The 15,033-nt window shown below is 64.5% G+C and carries 16 protein-coding genes; 11 read left to right on the top strand and 5 right to left on the bottom strand.

Annotation, left to right across the window (positions count from 1 at the left end; all coding sequences use genetic code 11):
• The 3 genes from A3M7_RS47560 to A3M7_RS0133965 all read right to left on the bottom strand — a co-directional run.
• Positions 1-205 (bottom strand): helix-turn-helix domain-containing protein (locus A3M7_RS47560; RefSeq protein WP_156937059.1); only part of this gene is annotated, 205 nt, incomplete at its 3' end.
• A gap of 164 nt (positions 206-369) precedes the next feature.
• Positions 370-1,929: an ABC transporter permease/substrate-binding protein gene (locus tag A3M7_RS0133970; protein ID WP_027547904.1), complete on the bottom strand. Its 1,560-nt coding sequence runs from the start codon at positions 1,927-1,929 to the stop codon at positions 370-372.
• Complete coding sequence (locus tag A3M7_RS0133965; protein ID WP_027547903.1) at positions 1,926-2,708, bottom strand: ABC transporter ATP-binding protein; 783 nt, start codon at positions 2,706-2,708, stop codon at positions 1,926-1,928. Before A3M7_RS0133965 ends, A3M7_RS0133970 begins: the two co-directional genes overlap by 4 nt.
• A 132-nt stretch (positions 2,709-2,840) precedes the next feature.
• Between A3M7_RS0133965 and A3M7_RS0133960 the strand changes: the two genes are divergently transcribed.
• Positions 2,841-3,659: an ABC transporter ATP-binding protein gene (locus A3M7_RS0133960; RefSeq protein ID WP_027547902.1), complete on the top strand. Its 819-nt coding sequence runs from the start codon at positions 2,841-2,843 to the stop codon at positions 3,657-3,659.
• Positions 3,659-4,444 carry an ABC transporter permease gene (locus tag A3M7_RS0133955; protein WP_027547901.1) on the top strand — a complete coding sequence of 262 codons (786 nt, stop codon included), beginning with the start codon at positions 3,659-3,661 and terminating at the stop codon, positions 4,442-4,444. Before A3M7_RS0133960 ends, A3M7_RS0133955 begins: the two co-directional genes overlap by 1 nt.
• Positions 4,445-4,494: 50 nt before the next feature.
• Here the strand turns inward: A3M7_RS0133955 and A3M7_RS0133950 are convergent, their stop codons facing one another.
• Positions 4,495-4,944 (bottom strand): cupin domain-containing protein, encoded by a 450-nt coding sequence (locus A3M7_RS0133950; protein ID WP_027547900.1) that lies wholly within the window; start codon positions 4,942-4,944, stop codon positions 4,495-4,497.
• Positions 4,945-5,083: 139 nt separating this feature from the next.
• Between A3M7_RS0133950 and A3M7_RS0133945 the strand changes: the two genes are divergently transcribed.
• The 9 genes from A3M7_RS0133945 to A3M7_RS0133905 all read left to right on the top strand — a co-directional run bounded on the left by A3M7_RS0133945 (position 5,084) and on the right by A3M7_RS0133905 (position 13,591).
• Entirely contained in the window at positions 5,084-6,109 is a 1,026-nt protein-coding gene (locus A3M7_RS0133945; RefSeq protein WP_027547899.1) for an ABC transporter substrate-binding protein, read from the top strand.
• 30 nt (positions 6,110-6,139) lie between these two features.
• The gene (locus tag A3M7_RS0133940; protein WP_027547898.1) at positions 6,140-6,844 is read left to right on the top strand and encodes a hypothetical protein; all 705 of its coding nucleotides are present in this window, start codon (positions 6,140-6,142) and stop codon (positions 6,842-6,844) included.
• 95 nt (positions 6,845-6,939) lie between these two features.
• Positions 6,940-8,250, top strand: a complete 1,311-nt coding sequence (locus A3M7_RS0133935; protein ID WP_027547897.1) for an ABC transporter substrate-binding protein — start codon at positions 6,940-6,942, stop codon at positions 8,248-8,250.
• A gap of 29 nt (positions 8,251-8,279) precedes the next feature.
• Positions 8,280-9,047, top strand: a complete 768-nt coding sequence (locus A3M7_RS0133930; protein ID WP_027547896.1) for an ABC transporter ATP-binding protein — start codon at positions 8,280-8,282, stop codon at positions 9,045-9,047.
• Positions 9,048-9,050: 3 nt separating this feature from the next.
• Complete coding sequence (locus A3M7_RS0133925; RefSeq protein WP_027547895.1) at positions 9,051-9,755, top strand: ABC transporter ATP-binding protein; 705 nt, start codon at positions 9,051-9,053, stop codon at positions 9,753-9,755.
• A gap of 15 nt (positions 9,756-9,770) precedes the next feature.
• Positions 9,771-10,652: a branched-chain amino acid ABC transporter permease gene (locus tag A3M7_RS0133920; RefSeq protein WP_027547894.1), complete on the top strand. Its 882-nt coding sequence runs from the start codon at positions 9,771-9,773 to the stop codon at positions 10,650-10,652.
• The gene (locus tag A3M7_RS0133915; protein WP_027547893.1) at positions 10,649-11,668 is read left to right on the top strand and encodes a branched-chain amino acid ABC transporter permease; all 1,020 of its coding nucleotides are present in this window, start codon (positions 10,649-10,651) and stop codon (positions 11,666-11,668) included. Before A3M7_RS0133920 ends, A3M7_RS0133915 begins: the two co-directional genes overlap by 4 nt.
• The gene (locus tag A3M7_RS0133910; RefSeq protein WP_027547892.1) at positions 11,628-12,557 is read left to right on the top strand and encodes a polyphosphate kinase 2 family protein; all 930 of its coding nucleotides are present in this window, start codon (positions 11,628-11,630) and stop codon (positions 12,555-12,557) included. Before A3M7_RS0133915 ends, A3M7_RS0133910 begins: the two co-directional genes overlap by 41 nt.
• Complete coding sequence (locus A3M7_RS0133905; protein ID WP_027547891.1) at positions 12,554-13,591, top strand: patatin-like phospholipase family protein; 1,038 nt, start codon at positions 12,554-12,556, stop codon at positions 13,589-13,591. Before A3M7_RS0133910 ends, A3M7_RS0133905 begins: the two co-directional genes overlap by 4 nt.
• A 358-nt stretch (positions 13,592-13,949) precedes the next feature.
• On the opposite strand, the gene A3M7_RS0133900 is transcribed toward A3M7_RS0133905, so the two are convergent.
• Positions 13,950-14,834, bottom strand: coding sequence for an MBL fold metallo-hydrolase (locus A3M7_RS0133900; RefSeq protein WP_027547890.1), 885 nt, complete (start codon positions 14,832-14,834; stop codon positions 13,950-13,952).
• Between the last annotated feature and the right edge of the window lie 199 nt (positions 14,835-15,033).

The following is a 15,033-nucleotide window of genomic DNA, read 5'->3' as shown; positions in this document are numbered from 1 at the left end:
TCCAGCGCCGCGCCCGGGTCTGCTGCTGAGCATAGCTTGGCTTGTAGCCGACCTGCCTGCCACGGTTCCGCCTCAGCTCCCGAGAGATCGTTGATGGCGGGCGATCCAAAGCTGCCGCGATTTGCCCGACCGAGTTGCCATTGGCCGAAAGGCGGGCAATCTCGCATCGATCGTCAAGGGAGAGCTGTTTGTAAGTCCGCCCCATGGCAACACCTCCAGTTGGAAGTGTTGCACTTCGTTTGTGAACTCAGGGGACCCATACCGCGTGACCTATCAAGTGGAGTGAGCTGCTAGTACCGTCAACATAACCAAGCCTTGGGGTAATGGGTCCTGGCGTTCGCCAGGACGACACCGAGTAAATGGCGGGACCTACTGCCTGCCCACCTTCTCCCACAGCCACTTCGCCACCACATCCGGCGACGAGGCCGCGTCGTTGCCGGCGGCGCGCAAATTCGCTTCCTGCATCGTGGCGATGTCGATCTTGCCGAGCAGCGGGTTCAGCGCCGTCTTGAGCCGCTCGTCGCCTGCGCGCTTGGGTGCGAGCAGCAGGATCGCATCGTAGGGCGGGATCGCCTGCCTGGGATCATCGAGCGCAACGAGCTCGTATTTCGCGATCAGCCCGTCGCTGGTGTAGCCGGCGATGACGTCGACCTCGCCGCTGGCGACCGCTGCATACATGAAGTCCGGCTGCATCTGGCGCTGGGCGCGGAATTGAAGGCCGTAGGCCTTTTGCAGCGCCGCCCATTCGGGCCGCGAGAAGAACTCGTAGTCGGCGGCAATCGACAGCGTCGATGCGTGCGCGGCGAGATCGGTGATGGTGCGGATGCCAAGCGCCTCGGCGCGCTTTTTCGGGATCACCAGCGCATAGGCATTCTCGAAGCCGAGCTCGCCGAGCAGGGTGATATTCTCCTTCGCGAGTGCCGTCTTCAGTTCCGCGATCAGCTCGGCGCGCGGCTTGATGTCGGTGCGATGCAGCTGGTTGGCCCAGAGCGTGCCGGAATAGTCGATGTAGAGATCGATGTCGCCGGCCTTCAGCGCCCCGAAGATCACGCTCGAGCCGAGGCCCGAGCGCGCCGTGGCCGAGAGGCCAGCCGCCTGGAGGCGATCCCTGAGCAGGGCCGACAGCACATATTGCTCGGCGAAGGTCTTGGCGCCGACGACATAGCCCTGCGACGAGCGGCCCATCGTCGGCACCAGCGTCGCGGCGACCAGTGCCGCGATCCCGACCGCGCCGAGCCCGGTGCGCAGGCGGCTGCGGCGCCGCAGGCCGCCCTCGATCAGGCCGAGCAGCTGATCGACCGCGAGCGCCAGCAGGGCGGAGGCAAGGCAGCCGAACAGCACGAACACCCAGTTCTGGGTCTGGAGCCCGGCAAAGATGTAGTTGCCGAGGCTGGTCTGCCCGATCGGGGTCGAGAGTGTCGCGGTGCCGATCACCCAGACCGCGGCGGTGCGGATGCCCGCCATCATCACCGGCAGCGCCAGCGGCAGCTCGACCAGGACCAGCGACTGCCGCGCCGTCATGCCGACGCCCTCAGCGGCTTCGATCAGCGCCGGGTCGATGCCGTTCAGCCCGGTGATGCCGTTGCGCAGCACCGGCAGCATCGAATACAGCGCCAGCGCCAGCATCGCCGGCAGGAAGCCGAACGCCGAGAAGGAGATTCCGAACCAGGCGAGCGTCAGGGCCGCCGCCGCCAGCAACAACGGATAGAACAGCGCGAGCAGCGCCAGTCCTGGCACGGTCTGCACGATGCTGGCGAGCGCGAGCAGGATGCCGCGCGGCGCCGGGCGGTTGCGCGTCAGGATCGCCAGCGGCAGGCTGACGGCGAGGCCTAGCGCCAGCGCGGCCAAGCTCACCCGCACGTGGTTGCCGAGATAGTCGGGAAGATGCGACAGCGCGTCGCTCCAGCGCGGATCGGTGAAGAGGCTCATGCCGCACCGCTCTGTGACAGCAGCGCGTTCAGCCGTTCGACCTGACGGCGCGGTGTGCGCAGCAGTTCCAGCACATAGGCGTCGGTGCTGTTCGAGAGCTCCGCGGGCGTGCCCTGCGCGAGCAGCTTGCCGCTGTGCATCACCGCGATGCGGTCGGCGAGCAGGATCGCCTCAGTCATGTCATGCGTGATCATGACGGTGGTCAGGCCGAGCTTGCGATGCAGCGAACGATAGTCGTCACCGAGCGCATCGCGGGTGAGGGGATCGAGCGCGCCGAACGGCTCGTCCATCAGCACGATGCGGGGTTTTGCCGCGAGCGCCCGCGCCACGCCGACGCGCTGGCGCTGGCCGCCTGAGAGTGCCTCGGGCAACCGGTCGCGATGCGCGACGCGGTCGAGCTGCACGAGCTCCAGCAGCTCGTCGACGCGTGCTGCGATTGCCGCTCCCGGCTCGCCCAGCAGCTTCGGTGTGATCCCGACATTGTCGGCGACGCTCAAGTGCGGGAATAGCCCGCCGCTCTGGAAGACGTAGCCGATCCGGCGCCGCAGCGCGACCGGATCGACGTTTTGCACGTCCTCGCCCTCGACCGTGATGGTGCCGCCATCCGCCTCGATCAGCCGGTTGGCGAGCCGCAGCAGCGTGGTCTTGCCCGAGCCCGAGCCGCCGACAATGGCCACAAACTCGCCCTCGGCGATGTCGAGCGACACATCGTCCACGGCCCTGAGGGAGCCGAAGCTTTTGGTGACGTGTGCATAGCCAATCATCGGCCGGGACGGCATCGGGCGGGCTCACTTCGCTGACCCGCCCATGGAGGGAGGGGATGACAAGACCTATGCGTAGCACGCTTGGCGGGTTGATTGAACTTGGCCGCGCGAGCGGTTAAGGCATCGGACCAAATTCGGAGGGAACACATGACAACGCCCACGGCAGTGGCGCTGGAAGATGCCAAGGTCGCGTTCCGGCTGGGGGACGGACGGGTCTATACGGCGGTGGAGAAGGCGCATCTTGCGGTCGCGCAGGGCGAGTTCGTCGCCATCGTCGGCCCGACCGGGTGCGGGAAATCGACGCTGCTCAACGTCGCAGCCGGCCTGCTGAGGCCTGCCGCCGGAAGCGTCAAGATCTTCGACCGGCCGCTCGCGGGGCTGAACCGGGATGCCGGCTATCTGTTCCAGGCCGACGCGCTGTTCCCCTGGAAGACCGCGCTCGACAACGTCGCGATCGGGCTCGAGATCAAGGGCACGCCGCGGGCCGAGGCGCTGCCGCGGGCGCAGAAATGGCTGACCTCGGTCGGCCTCGGCGCCTTCGCCAATCGCTATCCGCACATGCTCTCGGGCGGCCAGCGCAAGCGCGTGGCGCTGGCGCAGGTCCTGATCCGCGATCCCAAGATCCTGCTGATGGACGAGCCGTTCGGGCCGCTCGATGCCCAGACCCGCCAGGTGATGGGCAATCTGCTGCTCGATCTCTGGAATGCCGACCGCAAGGCCGTGCTGTTCGTGACCCATGACCTCGAAGAGGCGATCGCGCTCGCCGACCGCGTCGTGATCATGTCGGCCGGGCCGTCCTCGCGCATCATCGGCGACTGGCGGGTGAGCTTGCCGCGCCCGCGCGACATCTTCGAAGTGCGGCTGGACAAGGAGTTCCATGCGCTCCACCGCGAGATATGGAGTGTGCTCAAGGACGAGGTGATGAAGGGCTACGCGCAGTCCACTCAAGCGGCGGAGGCGGTCTGATGTCGCGCCCGACGCTGCTTGCGCTGCAAGTCCTGGTCGCAGTCGTCTGCATTGTGCTGTGGCAATTGCTGTCGACTGTGCCCGTGTTCGGCAAGATCCTGCTGCCACCCTTCTTCTTCTCCAACCCGTTCGACGTGTTCAGCCAGATCGTGAAGTGGTTCGCTTCCGGCGTGATCTGGAAGCACCTCGGCATCACGCTCGCGGAATCGATCCTCGCCTTCGTGATCGGATCGCTCGGCGGCGTCCTGGTCGGCTTCTGGTTCGCGCGCCAGCCGCTGGTCGCCGCGGTGTTCGACCCCTACGTGAAAATGGTCAACGCCCTGCCGCGCGTGGTGTTGGCGCCGATCTTCGCGCTGTGGCTCGGCCTCGGCATCTGGTCCAAGGTCGCGCTCGGCGTGACGCTGGTGTTCTTCATCGTGTTCTTCAACGTCTATCAGGGCGTCAAGGAGGTCAGCCGCACCGTGCTCGACAATGGCCGCATGCTCGGCATGAGCGAGCGGCAATTGATGCAGCACGTCTATTGGCCGTCGGCGCTGTCCTGGATGTTCTCCTCGCTGCACACCTCGGTCGGCTTCGCCGTGGTCGGCGCCGTCGTCGGCGAATATCTGGGATCGGCGGCCGGCCTCGGCTATCTGATCCAGCAGGCCGAAGGCGTGTTCGACGTCGCCGGCGTGTTCGCCGGCATGTTCGTGCTGTCGGCCTTCGTCATCCTGATCGACTACGGGGTGACGCTCGTCGAGCGGCGGCTGTTGGTCTGGCGGCCGACCGTGGACGGGCGCGGCTAGTCGCAATAAGGGGGCCCGCGCATCGTGCGAGCCCCCGTTAGTGTGAAAGCCTAATCCAGAAGCTTGGTATCGTCAGGCGCCTGCGGCGGCGTCTTGATCGCGATCGCCTTGACCTGGCCGCTGATCGGCTTGGTGCCGCCATGCGGCGTGCCCTTGGGGATGATGACGAGGTCGCCCGGCTTCACCGTGACCTCCTTGTCGCCGAGCCAGATCGTCCCGGTCCCGTCCAGGATGTACTGGATCTCGTTGGTGTTGGGATGCAGGTGCTTGGGCACATTGCCGACCTGGATCGAGATGGTGGCACCGTCGGCGCTTGCGAACATTTTTGAGCGAAAGCCGACATTGTTGGCGGGCCCGAGGGCGTCGCCTTCCATCTCGCCGGTGTGGATGATCTGCGCGGTGATGTTCTCGGCGGCCAGTGCCGGCCGGAGCAACTGGTTTGCGCCGCATCCGGCGGCAAAGGCGGCGGCGATCGACAGTCCGGCAGCAAGGCGATTCATGGATGATCCTCCCCATCAGGAATTATTCTTGATTGGGCATGCTATTGCGCCGAAAGGCCGATGGCGAGTCGCACTTAGGCAGTGCTTCTCAAGCCAGTCCCGCTGCTCTATGGTGCCGCCAGCCGAACGGAGGAAACCAATGAAGAACACGATTGCCAGGCTCGCCGGCGCGCTGCTCGCGCTGACGCTCACCACCTCGCTTGCCGCGGCGCAAAGCAAGGTGACCATCGCGGTCGGCGGCGGCTCCTGCCTGTGCTATCTGCCGACGGTGCTGGCCAAGCAGCTCGGCGAATACGACAAGGCCGGCCTCAATGTCGAGCTGGTCGACCTCAAGGGCGGCTCGGACGCGCTCAAGGCCGTGCTCGGCGGCAGCGCCGACGTGGTCTCCGGCTATTTCGACCATTGCGTCAACCTGGCGGCCAAGAAGCAGGAGCTCCAGTCCTTCGTGGTCTATGACCGCTATCCCGGCCTCGTGCTGGTGGTTTCGCCCGCGCATACGAACGAAATCAAGTCGATCAAGGATCTCGCCGGCAAGAAGGTCGGTGTCAGCGCACCCGGCTCCTCCACCGACTTCTTCCTCAAATACATGCTCAAGAAGAATGGCCTCGATCCCGCCGGCACTGCCGTGATCGGCGTCGGCCTCGGCGCGACCGCCGTCGCCGCGATGGAGCAGGGGCAGATTGATGCGGCCGTGATGCTCGATCCCTCCGTCACCGTGCTCCAGGGCAGCCACAAGGATCTGCGCATTCTCAGCGACACCCGCACCCAGAAGGACACGCTCGAGACATTCGGCGGCGAGTATCCGGGCGGCGCGCTGTATTCGACCGCGGCCTGGGTCAACGGCCACCAGAAGGAGACGCAGGCGCTCACCAATGCGATCCTCGCCACGCTGGCCTGGATTCACTCGCACTCGCCCGAGGAAATCATGGCGAAGATGCCGGAAGAGACGGTCGGCAAGAACAAGGACCTCTATCTCGCCGCGCTGAAGAACACGATCCCGATGTTCTCCGAGACCGGCAAGATGGACCCGAAGGGCGCGGACGCCGTGCTCGCCGTGTTCAGCGTCGGCTCGCCGGAGGTCGCCAACGCCAAGATCGACGTCAGCAAGACCTTTACCAACAAGTATGTCGAGCAGGCCAAGAAGACCACGGGGAGCGCCAAATAACTGACGCGAAGGCGTGGTAACCGATCCGTCATGACATCCCCGGTCATTCATCGCGTCACGACGCTTGATCTCGCCGTGCGGCCGATTGTCTGGCTGTTCGCCGAGGAACGGCGCGCCGAGATCGCGGCACACTTTGCCGAGAAGCAGCGCGAGCGGCCGAAGATCTGGAACGGCCGCGTCCTGCTCGGGCGCGATGCCGTGTTCACGGACGGTCATCTCGCCGCGACCTATTTCGAGACCGATTTCGCGAGCTTCCTCGCCTGGCGCGACTGGGGCTTCCCTGACGCCGCCGTGTTCAACGGCTTCGGCATGGGCGCGCTACGCGCCTCCGACGGTGCCTTCGTGATGGGCGAGATGGCGCAGCATACCGCCAATGCCGGCCGCATCTATTTCCCCTCCGGCACGCCCGATCTCGACGACGTCAGGGACGGTGTGCTCGATATTCCCGGCAGCGTCGTCCGCGAGCTCGCCGAGGAGACTGGCCTGACCGCGGCCGACTACGCCGCGGAAACGGACTGGCACTGCGTGGTCAGCGGGCATTCGATTGCAATGATTCAGGTCCTCAACCTAGATGTGCCGGGCGAGGCGATCCGTGCCCGGATCGAAGCCAATCTCGCGCGCGAGAGTGAACCTGAATTGTCGGCCATTCATCTCGTGCGCGGGATGAATGACCTCACGCCGACCATGCCGCGATTTGTCACGGCCTTCGTCGCGCAGCAGTTCGCCTCGCGCTGACGCGCGAGGCTTGACATCGCTGCGCGCAGCCCATGTGATGGGCAAAAAAGCAAAAGCAAGAAGAATGCGATGCACAAAAGTCCAGGGAGGTTTTGATGCGCCTGCGCATGGCTGCCCGCTTGGTACGGGGGCTGTTGGTCGCGATATCAGCGACGGGCTTGGCAGTCTCCGCCCAGGCTCAGGACAAGAAGATCAAGATCGGCGTCGTTTTTGACCTGACCGGGCCCCTTGCGGGCGGCGGCTCCGAGCTCAACTATGTCGGCGCAAAGATCGTCCTCGACCATTTCGCCAAGACCGGCGTCGAAGGCTACAAGATCGAAGCGGTCTACGCCGACGCGCAGAGCAAGCCCGACATCGCCATCAACGAATCCGTCCGCCTGCTCGAGCAGGAGAAGGTCGACATGGTGCTCGGCTTCTTCTCATCGGCGCAATGCGTGCCCGTGGCCGCGCGTGTCGAGCAGCTCAAGAAGTTCATGTGGATGACGACCTGCATCTCGTCGGCCGTGTTCAACGAGAAGGGCTACAAATACGTGTTCCGTCCGCAGGCGAGCGGCGACCAGTTCGGCATGATGACGATGGATTTCATCGCCCAGAATGCCAAGGCCAAGTTCGACAAGGAGCCGAAGGATCTGCGCGTCGCCATCATCCATGAGGACGGCGCCTATGGCGTCGACGTTTCCAGGGGTAACGAGGCGGGCGCGAAGAAGGCCGGCTTCAACGTCGTGATGAAGGAAGGCTATTCGGCGACCGCGCCGGATCTCTCCGCGCTGGTGACCAAGCTGAAGCGCGCCAAGCCGGACGTGATCTTCCACACCGGCTACAACCCCGACATCACGCTGTTGCTGCGGCAGGCCCGCGAGCAGGGGCTGAAGTTCGGCGCGCTGATGGGGCATGGCGCCGGCTACGGCGTCTATGAGAAGCTGAAGGAGGGCATGGGCGCGGACGCCGCCTACATCTTCAACGCCGACCCGATCTCGATCTGGCTCGCCAACCAGAAAACCATGGATCCGAAGCTTGCGCCCGTGATCAAGATGGTTGGTGAGGAGTTCGACAAGATCAGGCCCGGCGTCGCCATCCGCTCCGCCCATGTCGGCATCGGCGCGTCCAACACTTATGTGTTCATGAGCGACGTGCTGCCGCGCGCGATCAAAAAGTATGGCGGGGTCGATCCCGACGCGCTGCGCAAGGCGGCGCTCGACACCGACATCCCCGAAGGCGGCACCATGCTCGGCTTCGGCGTGAAATTCTACGGCGAGGGCACGCCCATGGCCGGCCAGAACGAGCGCTCGTTTCCCGTCGTGATCCAGTATATCGACGACAAGTCCTCTGTGGTGTGGCCGAAGAGCCAGGCGCAGCGCGAGGCCGTGCTGCCACTGCCGAAGGGCACCACCTACAGCAACCAGTAGCGCAACATTCGAGGAAACGGAGAACTTTGGTGTTGGAAGTCAGCGGGCTGGTGAAGCGGTTTGGCGGCTTCACCGCCGTGAACAACGTGTCGTTCAAAGTCGATCAGGGCGAGATCCTTGGCCTGATCGGGCCCAACGGCTCGGGCAAGAGCACGATCTTCAACATGCTCTCCGGCACGCTGGCGCCGACCTCCGGATCGATCCTGTTCGCCGGGCACGAGATCGCGGGCCTCGCGCCGCACCGGATCATCAACCGCGGCATCGGCCGCACCTTCCAGATTCCGCGCCCCTTCCGCCGCCTGTCCATGTTCGAGAACGTCGCGCTCGCCGGCTTCTACGGCCAGGGCCGCCACAGCCGCATCAAGGCCGAGGAAGCGGCCGAGCGGTCGCTGGCCATGGTCGGCCTGCCGACCGACCGCCATGCCAGCGTCGATGGCCTCGGCGCTGCCGGGTTGAAGAAGCTAGAACTGGCGAAAGCGCTCGCCACCGCGCCGAAACTGCTGCTCGCCGACGAAAGCCTCGGCGGCCTTGACGAAACCGAGATGGACCAGGCCGCCGACATGCTGCGCAACATCCGCGACGAGCTCGGCATCACCATCATTTGGGTCGAGCACATCATGGGCGTGCTGATGCGGGTGGTCGATCGCGTCATGGTGCTCGATCACGGCGAGAAGATCTCGGAAGGGCTGCCGAGCGCGGTCGCAGGCGATCCCCGCGTCATCGAGGTCTATCTCGGCACCGATGCCGAGACCACGCAGGCCGCGGCCGCCGAAGCGCGCCGCCGCGCGGGAGGCTAGCCGATGCTGGAGCTGCGGTCCGTCAACGCCGGCTACGGCACGTTCCAGGCGCTGTTCGACGTCGATCTCGACGTGAAGGCGGGCGAGGCCGTCGGCGTCATCGGCCCGAACGGCGCCGGCAAGACCACCCTGATGCGCGTCATCTCCGGCCTGATCCGTCCCTCGCGCGGGTCGATCAGGATGGAAGGCGTCGACGTCGTGGCGACGCCGCCGCACAAGATCGTCAGCCTCGGCATTGCCCATGTGCCGGAGAACCGGCGGCTGTTTCCACAGCTCACGGTGGACGACAATCTGAAGATGGGCGCCTTCATGAAGGAGGCGCGCGGCCACTATGGCGAGCGTCTGGAGGTGGTGTTCGACCTGTTTCCGCGCCTGAAGGAGCGCCGCCACCAGATGGCCGGCACCATGTCCGGCGGCGAGCAGCAGATGTGCGCGATCGGGCGCGCGCTGATGTCCAATCCGAAACTGCTGCTGCTCGATGAACCCTCCGCGGGACTTGCGCCGGTCGTGGTGCAGCAGGTGTTCGAGCTGGTGAAGCGGATCCGCGCCCGCGGGCTGACGGTGCTGATCGTCGAGCAGAACGTGCAGCAGGTGCTGCGCGTGGTCGACCGTGCCTATCTGATCGAGGCGGGCACGATCCGGGCGTCCGGCACCTCGGCCGAGATGCTCGCGAGCGACACGGTCAAGGAAGCGTATCTCGGGGTGTGAGGGGCGGGCAGGGGCATGCAGGCATTCCTGGACATTTTCGACATCTACCTGCTGGAGGCCGTGATCAACGGCATCCTGCTCGGCGGCGTGCTGGCGCTCCTCGCCCTCGGGCTCAATCTGATCTTCGGCGTCATCGATGTGACCTGGATCTGCTACGCCGAGCTCGTGATGATCGGCATGTACGCCATGTATTTCATCGTGCAGTATTACGGCCTCAGCTACTTCATCGCGGCGCCGTTCACCATTTTGCTCGTCGCGATCCTCGGCGCCGCGCTGCACTACCTCGTGATCGCACCGCTGCTCACCGCGCCGCCGATCAATCAGCTGCTGGCGACAGGCGGGGTGCTGTTCGTGCTCCAGAGCTTTGCCACCGTCGCCTTCGGCATCGACTTCCGCAATCTCGGCATCCGCCTGCCGGTGCTCGCCTTCGGCGACATGAACTTCAGTTACGCACGACTTCTGTCATTTCTCGCTGCGCTGGTCGGCATGGTCGCCGTCTATTTGTTCATGACGCGCACCTTCACCGGCACGGCGATCCGCGCCATCTCGCAAGACCGGCAGATCATGGCGCTGATGGGCGTCGACACGAAGAGAATGTATCTCATCACCTCGGCGCTCGGCGGCGCGCTCGCAGGCCTCGCCGCCTGCCTGCTGGTGCTGCAATACGACGTGCATCCCTTCGTCGGCCTTTCCTTCGGGCCGATCACCTTCCTGATCTGCGTGCTCGGGGGCCTGGGCAATTTCATCGGAGGCTTCATCGCCGCCTTCGTGTTCGCCGAGATCATCTCGCTCGGCGGGCTGTTCTCTGACCTTGAATGGGGTTATGTGCTCGCCTTCGCCTTCTTCATCGTCATGATGTTCATCCGGCCCGCGGGCCTGCTTGCGAGGCGCCGATGACGGGGCAGGGGCGGCTTGCAGCATGGGCGGTGGGACTGGCGGCGCTGGTCGCGCTGCCCTTCGTCTATCGCGATCCCTATCATCTGCACATCCTGGTGCTGATCCTGATCTGGTCGTTCGCCTACACGTCCTGGTCGATGATGGGACGGTTCGGTCTGGTCTCGCTCGGCCACGGCGGCTTCATGGGCATCGGGGCCTATGTCACCGCGCTGCTGTGGAATCATCTGGGCTGGTCGCCCTGGATCGGCATTCCCATCAGCATGGTTGCGGCGGGTGCGCTGGCGCTGATCGTCGGCTATCCCTGCTTCCGCTTCCGCATCACCGGCCACTATTTCGTGCTGGTGACGCTGGCGCTGTCAGGCATCGTGCTCCAGGTCATCACCGCGACACGTGACTATACCGGCGGCTCGCTCGGCTACACGCCGAACCGGGCCTCGGGCAACAAGCTGCTGGCGCTGCAATTCGACGACAAGACGACCTGGTACCTGATCGCGCTCGGGGTCTGGCTTTTCGGCATCGTGGTCTGGCACTGGGTCGACCGCAGCATGAGCCGCTACGCGCTGGAGGCGATCTCGGAGGACGAGGACGCCGCGGCGGCCGCCGGCGTCGACGTCACCGCCGAGAAGCTGAAGATCACCCTGCTCAGCGCGCTGATGACGGCGCTCGCGGGCGCCATCTACTGCCAGTACCAGATGTTCATCACGCCGGACACGGTCAGCGGCATCGCGGTGTCGCTGCAGATGGTGTTTGCCGCCATCGTCGGCGGCCTGTTCGTCTCGCTCGGTCCGACCTTCGGGGCCGTCATCACGATCCTGCTGGCGGAAACCTTGCGCATCGGCTTCGGCACCAAGGCGGTCGGCTGGGACAATCTCGTCTACGGCGTGCTGCTGGTGCTCTTCATCATATTCCTTCCCAAGGGCATCCTTGGTAGCGTGCTCGACCGACTGAAGCCGCAACGCAAGGGGCCCCGCGCTCATGAACAAGAAGCCGTCCAGATCGCTCGCCCAGGAACTTGACCGCTACATCACGCCATTCCGCTACGATGGCTCGGGCAAGTTTCACCTCAAGGCGCACAAGACCAACGAGAAGGGCGATCTCGACAAGGAGAAGGCGCAGGAAATTCTCGACGCCAACAAGAAGCGGCTGATCGAGTTCCAGGAGAAACTCTACGCCCAGGACCGTTGGTCCCTGTTGATCGTGTTCCAGGCCATGGACGCGGCCGGCAAGGATTCCGCGATCAAGGCGATCTTCGAGGGCATCAATCCGCAGGGCTGCAATGTCCAAGCCTTCAAGGCGCCGAGCAGCAAGGAGCTCGACCACGATTTCCTCTGGCGTCACGTCATCGCGCTGCCCGAGCGCGGCCATATCGGCATCTTCAACCGCTCGCATTACGAGGAGTGCCTGGTGACGCGCGTGCATCCGGAGATCCTCGCCAAGGAGAAGCTGCCGCAGAAGCTCGTCACCAAGAACATCTGGAAGGAGCGGTTCGAGGACATTTCCGCCTTCGAGCGCTACCTCTCCCGCAACGGCACCGTGGTGCTGAAGTTCTTTCTCAACCTGTCCAAGGACGAGCAGCGTCAGCGCTTTCTCGACCGGCTGGAGGATCCCGCCAAGCAGTGGAAATTCTCGATGGACGACATCAAGGAGCGCGCGCTGTGGCCGCGCTACCAGGCCGTCTATCAGGACATCGTCCGCCACACGGCGACCGCCCATGCGCCGTGGTACGTGGTGCCGGCCGATCACAAATGGTTCGCCCGCGTCGTGATCGGCTCGGTGATCAATGCCGCGCTCGAAAAGCTCGACTTGCGCTTCCCCCGTGCCGACAAGGCCTCGCTGGAAGAGTTCAAGGAGGTGCGCAAGGCGCTGGAGAAGGAGGGGACGGGAGGCAAGAAGCAAGCAAAGTGACAGCCAACCGGACCGCGGACCGCAAGACGGTCAACTTCGCGCTCCAGGGCGGCGGCGCGCACGGCGCCTTCGTCTGGGGCGTGCTCGACCAGGTGCTCGAAGACGGCAGGCTCGCGATCGAGGCGATCAGCGCTACGAGTGCCGGCGCCATGAATGCGGTCGCGATGGCCTCCGGCATGGCGCACGGAGGCGCGGAGGCCGCGCGAGAGAGCCTGCATGCATTCTGGTACGAAGTGTCGCGCATGGACATGACGTACGACCTGCTCTCGCCGCTCAACCAGTGGATCCAGGCCTTGCGGCTGCCGCCGGAATATCATCCGGTCCACGCCGTCATCCACACGCTGACGCACACGCTGCCGCCGAACCTGCTCAATCCCTTTCATTTCAATCCGCTTCGCGCGCTGCTTGAGCGCGTGGTCGATTTCGACCGGCTCAATTCCTCGCCCGAGGCGCCGCAGCTGTTTCTCAACGCCACCAACGTCCGCACCGGCAAGATCAAGGTGTTCCAGAGCCCGCTTCTCACGGCGGAAACCGTGCTCGCCTCGGCCTGCCTGCCGCCCTATTTCCAGGCCGTCGAGATCGACGGCGAGCATTACTGGGATGGTGGTTATCTCGGCAATCCCGCGATCTATCCGCTGATCTACCGCAAGGGCAGTCACGACGTCATCATCGTGCAGGTCACGGCGATCCGGCGCGACGAGCTGCCGACCAGTGCAGCCGATGTCCTCCACCGCATCAACGAGATCAGCTTCAATTCGTCGCTGATGCGCGAGATGCGCGCGATCGCGTTCGCCACGCGGCTGATCGACGACGGCGAGCTCGACAGCGACAGGCATAGCCGTATGTACATGCACTGGATCGGCAACGACCAGTTGATGTCGCAGCTCGGCACGGCCACGCAGTTCCACCCCGAATGGAGCCTGTTGTGTCGCCTGCGCGACGAGGGCCGCGAGGCGGCGCGAAGCTGGCTGGCGCGAAACTTCGACCAGATCGGAAAGTCCTCGACGGTCGACCTGGCAGGCATGTTTCTCTAGGCCGCTGAGCCGGCCATCGACAAAAAGCGCGAAAACAACCCCATGCACAGTAGCCGGTGCCCGCGGAATCAATGGCTTGGCAATGGGTCCCGCTCGTTGCGGATTTTACGAAACGCGTTTGACTCGTCGGGCAAGACAGGGGCATGATGCCACCATCGCCGTGGACCGAGCCGGGTGGGCACAAGCGAGGTGTCTGCCGTAGTTCGTAGCCGCGATCTCTGATCTCGTAGGCTGGGCAAAGCGAAGCGTGCCCACCGATCTTCGCCTGGATAGAGGTGGTGGGCACGGCGCTGACGCGCCTTGCCCACCCTGCGATCCCAGCGCGAGCGAAGCTCGTCGCGTCCGAGTACGCCGTCCCTTAGTACCCGCGTCCCCACCAGTAGCAGAAGCGCTCGACATTGGCGGGCAGGGCGGTCTCGTAATTCGCCCACTTCTCGTATTTCGGCAGCTTCACCTCCTTCATGGCGGTGTCGAAGCATTTGCCGGCGTCAGCCGCCTTCTTCACCTCGGCGGAGAGGTCCTCCATGTAGGCGACGTCGTCCTCGACGTCCTTCTTGGTGCCGAGCCGCCCGCCGGCGTTGGGGTGGCCGGGGATCATCTGCTCCCAGTCGAGTGACGCCAGCTTCTTCAGCGAGGCGATATATTCCAGCGGCGAGGCATTGTCGGGGATGTTGCGGAACTGGACGGACTCGATCGGCGCGAAATCGACCACGAACACGATCTTCTCCTTCGGCAGCCGCATCACCAGCGAATTGTCGGAATGGTTGCGGCCGACATAGTTCAGCTCCAGCGTGGTGCCGCCGAGCGTGATGCTCTTCTTGTCGTCCACCACCTGATCCGGCATCACGACGTCGGCGAGCAGCGCATTCTGCTTCTTCAGCTCGAGCAGACGCTCCTTGGTCCGCCGATGTGCGATGAAGGTGGCGCCGAGTTCCTTGAATGGCTGGCCGCCGGCGATGTGGTCGTAGTGATGATGGCTGTAGACGACGTATTTGATCGGCTTGTCGGTGACCGCCTTGATCGCGTCGATATAGGGCTTCGCGGGCCGCAAGTAGGAGATCGGGTCGGTCGCGATCACGCCCTTCGGCGTCACCACGAACATCGACTGATGGCCGCCATAGCGGAAGATGTAGACGTTGTCGGTGCCGTCCACCTTCCTGGTGGAGGTCTGCGGCGGGGTTTGCGCGAACGCTGATCCGGTCGCGAGGGCCGCAAGAACGGCGATGCAAATGAATGCTTTCATCTCTGGCTTTCTGGAAAAGAACGAGGGGCGACGCGGATATTCTCTTCGACACAAACGCTGCTATGAGGGATTTATTCCGCCGCCGCATGCAGCCAATCTGTCGCGGGAACTACCTGGAACGCTGCCTCAAATGTGATTTCAAAGCCCGCGATCCCGCTTGACAGTCCTATGTCACGGGAGGAGCATGATCGTGGTCGCG

This window comes from Bradyrhizobium sp. WSM2254 (genome assembly GCF_000472645.1).
Classification (GTDB): Bacteria; Pseudomonadota; Alphaproteobacteria; order Rhizobiales; family Xanthobacteraceae; genus Bradyrhizobium; species Bradyrhizobium niftali.
Note: the sequence above shows the minus strand (reverse complement) of the source record. Positions and strands in the feature narration are given on the sequence as shown.

What these genes read in the sequence shown, in the direction of transcription:
- A3M7_RS0133950 (WP_027547900.1), bottom strand. Translation starts at nt 4,944, where the DNA reads ATGAATCGCCTTGCTGCCGGACTGTCGATCGCCGCCGCCTTTGCCGCC.
- A3M7_RS0133970 (WP_027547904.1), bottom strand. Translation starts at nt 1,929, where the DNA reads ATGAGCCTCTTCACCGATCCGCGCTGGAGCGACGCGCTGTCGCATCTT.
- A3M7_RS0133955 (WP_027547901.1), top strand. Translation starts at nt 3,659, where the DNA reads ATGTCGCGCCCGACGCTGCTTGCGCTGCAAGTCCTGGTCGCAGTCGTC.
- A3M7_RS0133915 (WP_027547893.1), top strand. Translation starts at nt 10,649, where the DNA reads ATGACGGGGCAGGGGCGGCTTGCAGCATGGGCGGTGGGACTGGCGGCG.
- A3M7_RS0133925 (WP_027547895.1), top strand. Translation starts at nt 9,051, where the DNA reads ATGCTGGAGCTGCGGTCCGTCAACGCCGGCTACGGCACGTTCCAGGCG.
- A3M7_RS0133960 (WP_027547902.1), top strand. Translation starts at nt 2,841, where the DNA reads ATGACAACGCCCACGGCAGTGGCGCTGGAAGATGCCAAGGTCGCGTTC.
- A3M7_RS0133965 (WP_027547903.1), bottom strand. Translation starts at nt 2,708, where the DNA reads ATGCCGTCCCGGCCGATGATTGGCTATGCACACGTCACCAAAAGCTTC.
- A3M7_RS0133935 (WP_027547897.1), top strand. Translation starts at nt 6,940, where the DNA reads ATGCGCCTGCGCATGGCTGCCCGCTTGGTACGGGGGCTGTTGGTCGCG.
- A3M7_RS0133945 (WP_027547899.1), top strand. Translation starts at nt 5,084, where the DNA reads ATGAAGAACACGATTGCCAGGCTCGCCGGCGCGCTGCTCGCGCTGACG.
- A3M7_RS0133920 (WP_027547894.1), top strand. Translation starts at nt 9,771, where the DNA reads ATGCAGGCATTCCTGGACATTTTCGACATCTACCTGCTGGAGGCCGTG.
- A3M7_RS0133940 (WP_027547898.1), top strand. Translation starts at nt 6,140, where the DNA reads ATGACATCCCCGGTCATTCATCGCGTCACGACGCTTGATCTCGCCGTG.
- A3M7_RS0133910 (WP_027547892.1), top strand. Translation starts at nt 11,628, where the DNA reads ATGAACAAGAAGCCGTCCAGATCGCTCGCCCAGGAACTTGACCGCTAC.
- A3M7_RS0133900 (WP_027547890.1), bottom strand. Translation starts at nt 14,834, where the DNA reads ATGAAAGCATTCATTTGCATCGCCGTTCTTGCGGCCCTCGCGACCGGA.